Source organism: Sphingomonas bacterium (assembly GCF_903643065.1).
Classification (GTDB): domain Bacteria; phylum Pseudomonadota; class Alphaproteobacteria; order Sphingomonadales; family Sphingomonadaceae; genus Sphingomonas.
This window is the reverse complement of record NZ_CAHJWX010000224.1, coordinates 1-4,695: the sequence shown is the minus strand read 5'-3', so window position 1 is coordinate 4,695 and position 4,695 is coordinate 1. Positions and strand designations below refer to the sequence as shown.

The 4,695-nt window shown below is 69.0% G+C and carries 3 protein-coding genes and 2 pseudogenes; 1 reads left to right on the top strand and 4 read right to left on the bottom strand.

The annotated features are described in order from the left end of the window. Nucleotides 1–1,082 (top strand): amidohydrolase (locus tag HUU95_RS08935; RefSeq protein ID WP_174279791.1); only part of this gene is annotated, 1,082 nt, incomplete at its 5' end. Between the two features lie 231 nt (nt 1,083–1,313). Here HUU95_RS08935 and HUU95_RS14845 read toward each other — a convergent pair. From HUU95_RS14845 to HUU95_RS08920, 4 genes and pseudogenes are all read right to left on the bottom strand, one after another. Then, nucleotides 1,314–1,418, bottom strand: a pseudogene (locus HUU95_RS14845) (PEPxxWA-CTERM sorting domain-containing protein); the annotation flags it as partial. 78 nt (nt 1,419–1,496) lie between these two features. Beyond that, nucleotides 1,497–2,702, bottom strand: a pseudogene (locus HUU95_RS08930) (esterase-like activity of phytase family protein); the annotation flags it as partial. 154 nt (nt 2,703–2,856) lie between these two features. Further along, complete coding sequence (gene ctrA, locus HUU95_RS08925) at nt 2,857–3,558, bottom strand: response regulator transcription factor CtrA (RefSeq protein ID WP_174279789.1); 702 nt, start codon at nt 3,556–3,558, stop codon at nt 2,857–2,859. A gap of 91 nt (nt 3,559–3,649) precedes the next feature. Beyond that, nucleotides 3,650–4,695: AI-2E family transporter (locus HUU95_RS08920; RefSeq protein ID WP_254602712.1), on the bottom strand; the 1,046-nt coding region annotated here is incomplete at its 5' end.

Below are 4,695 nucleotides of genomic sequence, written 5' to 3'. Positions count from 1 at the left end.
GCACCGCGATGCGCGCGCCGGCGGGCGTGTTCGTCGACGCCGCGTGCGCGCTGGTCGAGCGCGTCGTGCCCCGGCCGCTGCCCAAGGAACGCGACGCCGCCTTCCTGGTCGCGCAGCGCATCCTGCTCGGCCATGGCCTGACCGCCGTCGCCGACATGGGCACCAGCGTCGAGGACTGGCTCAGCTACCGCCGCATGGGCGACGCAGGCAACCTGCGCCTGCGCATCATGTCCTACGCGATCGACAACGAGACCGCGCTCGGCGTCGGCGGGCCGGGGCCGACCCCGTGGCTGTACGCCGACCGGCTGCGGATGGGCGGGGTGGGCGAACTGGTCGAGGATGGCGCGCTGGGCTCGCGCGGGGCGTGGCTAAAGCAGCCCTATGCCGACGCGCCCGGCCAGACCGGCGCCGCGCAGATGACGGAGGCGCAGCTGCAGAACCGGATGAGCCGGGCGGCGATGGACGGCTGGCAGGTGGCGGTGCATGCGGTCGGCGATCGCGCCAATCAGGCGGCGCTCGACGCGATCGACGTCATGGTCGATACCTACGGGGGCGACCGGCGCTGGCGGATCGAGCACGCGCAGGTGGTCGATCCCGCCGACCTGCCGCGCTTCGGCCAGCACGGCATCATCGCCTCCATGCAGCCGACCCAGCAGACCAGCGACCGGCCAATGGCGGAGGCGCGACTGGGGCCGGCGCGGCTGGCGGGTGCCTATGCGTGGGCGTCGATGCTCGCCAACGGGTCGCGGTTGGCGTTCGGGTCGGGCTTTCCGGTCGAGCGGCCCGATCCATGGGCGGGCTGGGCCGCGGCGTTCACCCGGCAGGACGCGAATGGGGAGCCGTTCGGCGGCTGGCGGCCCGACCAGCGGGTGACGCGCGAGCAGGCATGGTGGGCCTTCACCGGCGGCGCGGCTTATGCGGGCTTCGCCGAGGACCGGTTCGGCGAGCTGGCGCCGGGGCAGCGCGCGGACTTCGTGATCGTCGACCGTGACCCGACGCTCGCCTCCCCGACCGAGCTGCGCCAGACGCAGGTGCTGGAGACCTGGGTCGGGGGCGAGAAGATGTGGGAGCGGGGCCAGTGACGGCGCTGTGGCGCCGATCCTGGCGTAATTGGCGATCTGCTCGGCCCGACTCGTCGCCCCGGCCGTGAGCCGGGGCGATGCTGCCTAGACCATAATTCAAGAGACCTGAAGCGCCTCCCCGGCGAAAGCCGGGGTCCAGGATCAGGCCTTAAACAATGGAACATGGTCCGACCCCGTTGCCCTGGGCCTCGGCTTTCGCCGGGGAAGCAAGCTGCTTCGACTAAGCGCCGCTCAGGCGCTCGCGGGACGGCGCGCGCGCCGGCGCAGCGCCGCGCCGATCGCGCCGAAGCCGAGGATCATCGTGCCCCAGGTCGCCGGCTCGGGCACGCCCGCCGCCTGGGCGACGTCGGCGTCGGTGAAGCCGAAGACGAAGAACTGGTTCGGTCCGGCGCTTGCCGGCACGAAATCATTGTCGTTGGCGACGTACAGCGTGTGGAGCAACTGCCCGTTCGACGTCACGTCCTGGCCGATCGCCAGCCCTTCGATCTTGGAGGGGATCTGCGCGGCGGTGAGGCCGTTGGCCTTGAGCGCGGCGACGAGATCGAGGAACGGCGTCGCGGACTTGCGGACGGTCGGCGTCGTGCTGGTGGCGGCGGCCACGTTGGTGATGTCGGTCGCGCCGGTGATGTCGATAAGGAAGATCGACTTCACCGCCGCGTTCGACCCGTCGCCTAGCCCCTTGCCGTCGCGCTCGTCGACCAGGAACTGGTGATCGTTGAGCGCGACGATCTCGCTGACCCCGCTGCCGGTGGTGAGCGTGTAGCCGAACTCCTTGGTCGCGCCGCTGGCGACATCCACCGTGACGATGCGCAGCAGCTTGGAAGCACCGCGCGCGTCCTGAAGCAGCGCCTGCTGCATGATGCCGACCAGCGTCTTGCCATCCGGCGTGAGCGCCAGGCCCTCCATCCCTTTATTGTCGACGCGCCCGGTGGCATTGGTTTCCTCGTCCGTGCCGTGCGCGGAGACGAGCGCGACATCGAGATTGGCCGGGAGCGTGTAGGTCCGCAGGAGTTGGCCGGCGTTGCTCCCGGTGCGGCTGAACTGGCGGATGTACGGGCCATATTCATCGGAAATGAACACGCTCTGGCCGTCTGCCGAGACCCGGATCGACTCGGGATCGAACCGCGCGTCGAGCGGATTGCCCGAGCCGCCCGGCCCGAAATTGTCCGACCGACCCGAGAAATAATATTGGGTCGTCGTGTTGGGCAGCAGGGCGGAGCCGGAGCCGAGCGGCGTCCCGTCCGCCTTGTTGCCCAGCCCCGCGCCCGTTCCGTAGATCAGCGCGTCCGGACTGTAGAGCAGCGTGGTGCCCGTCAATTGCGGGCTGAGCGAAAAGGCCAGGCCGGTGCCGGACTGCGGCGTCAGCCCGAGCGTCACCGTCTGGAAGCGGCTGATATAGGAGACGGTGTTGTCGACCGCGGCGTTGTAGTTCGTGGCGTTGGGTCCGCGATCGGGCAGCGCGAGGAAGGTGTTGCCGCCCACATAGGTAAGACCGGAGCCGAGGCCGCCGAGTACGTTGCCGGGCAGACCGTTCTCCAGTGTCCCCGTCAGCCCCGACAGGTCGGTGGTGCCGTCCAGCTGGCCCTTGGCGAGCAGGATCGGGGTCGCCGCCGCCTGCATCGAGATCATCGCCGCCGCCGCCGCGAGCATCGCCTTCATCGTCATTCTTCGGAACCCCACCCTTGTGTTCGAGGGGGTCGTTAACCGTCCTTCATGACGGCGCGGCTTCGGTTCCGTGGCAATCCGGTGACGCGGTTCGCGGTCGCCGCGAGCCTCAGGCGACCTGGACGGCAGGAACCTCGTCGGGCTCGCGCAGCACGTAGCCGCGGCCCCAGACCGTCTCGATGTAATTGTCGCCCTCGCACGCCATCGACAGCTTCTTGCGCAGCTTGCAGATGAAGACGTCGATGATCTTGAGCTCTGGCTCGTCCATGCCACCATAAAGGTGGTTGAGGAACATCTCCTTGGTCAGCGTGGTGCCCTTGCGCAGCGAGAGCAGCTCCAGCATCGCATATTCCTTGCCGGTCAGGTGGACGCGGGCACCGTCCACCTCCACCGTCTTGGCATCGAGATTGACCGCGAGCTTGCCGGTCTTGATCACCGACTGCGAATGGCCCTTGGAGCGGCGGACCACGGCGTGGATGCGGGCGACCAGCTCCTCACGGTGGAACGGCTTGGTGACGTAATCGTCGGCGCCGAAGCCGAAGGAGCGTACCTTCGAATCCATCTCGTTGATGCCCGACAGGATCAGCACCGGCGTGGTGACGCGCGCGACGCGGAGCTTCTTGAGCACGTCATAGCCGTGCATGTCGGGCAGGTTCAGATCGAGGCAGATGATGTCGTAATCGTACAGCTTGCCCAGATCCAGGCCCTCCTCCCCCAGGTCGGTGGTGTAGACGTTGAAGCCCTCGCTCGTCAGCATCAGTTCGATCGCCTTGGCGGTCGTCGGCTCGTCCTCGATCAGCAGCACGCGCATGCCATCAGTCCCCCGCTTGCCCTGTCCCCATTTGGGTGCCCGGCCGGTGCATTAACCAGCCGGCTTGTGAACGCAAAAGGTAAATACCGCGTTAAGTCGGCGTGTCCCGCGCGCCGGCGGGCCGCGGATCGGGCCGGAACAACCGCTGATGCGGCGCGCGCGGGATCGGCTCGCCCAGCACCTCGCGCAGGTACAGGCTGCGCACCAGCGTGAAGATCACGACCAGCAGCGCGGCGGAGAAGAACAGCCCGAACACGCCGAATACATAACCGATGCCGATGATCGCGAAGAGCGTCACGGCCGGCGGGATCGAGACGACGCGGCTGGTGACGAACGGCGTGATCGCGTTCGACTGAATCATCCGCGCGGCGAGGAAGGTGAGGAAGGTCAGCCCGATCGGGTGCGTCCCCGCCGTCGCGGCGAGGCCCAGCGCGGGGAACAGCACGGCGATCGGCCCGACATAGGGCACGAACTCGGACAGGCCGGCGAGCAGCCCCAGCGCGCCCGATGACGGCACGCCCGACCACCACAGGCCGAGCCCGATCATGACGCCCATCGTGGTCATCTGAATCAACTGCGCGCGCAGCCAGAGCCGCAGCGTCGCGGCGACATCGAACAGCGCGTCCTCGAACGCCGGACGATAGGCCCGGGGGACGAGCAGCAGGAACCCGCGCTCGTACACGGGTGGGTCGGCGGCGAAGAACAGCGCGCCGACCAGCAGCAGCAGCGCGTTGAGGACCAACTCGCCCGCGCCGCCGACCAGCCCGCCGATGTCGTTGGCGACCCGGGACCCCGCATAGGCGGCCTGCACCGCGCTGGCGACCTTGGCGCCGACCGGCGAGCGCGACAGCCAGCCGTTGAGCTGCGCCAGCAGCGCGGGGAGGCGAGTGATGAGCAGCTCCACCTGCGGGCGGAACTGAACGCCGAACAGATACCAGAGCAGCGCCAGCGCGGCGAGCACGAGACCGATCGACAGGCCGAGCGCGGCGCGGGCGGGCAGGCGCGCATGCTCGCGCAGCCCCTCGGCGACGGCATGGATCACGATCGCGCCCAGCATCGAGCCAAAGGCGAGGATCAGCAGGTCGCCCGCGCGCACGATCGCCGCGACGGCGGCGGCGAGCGCCACGAGCAGGACGA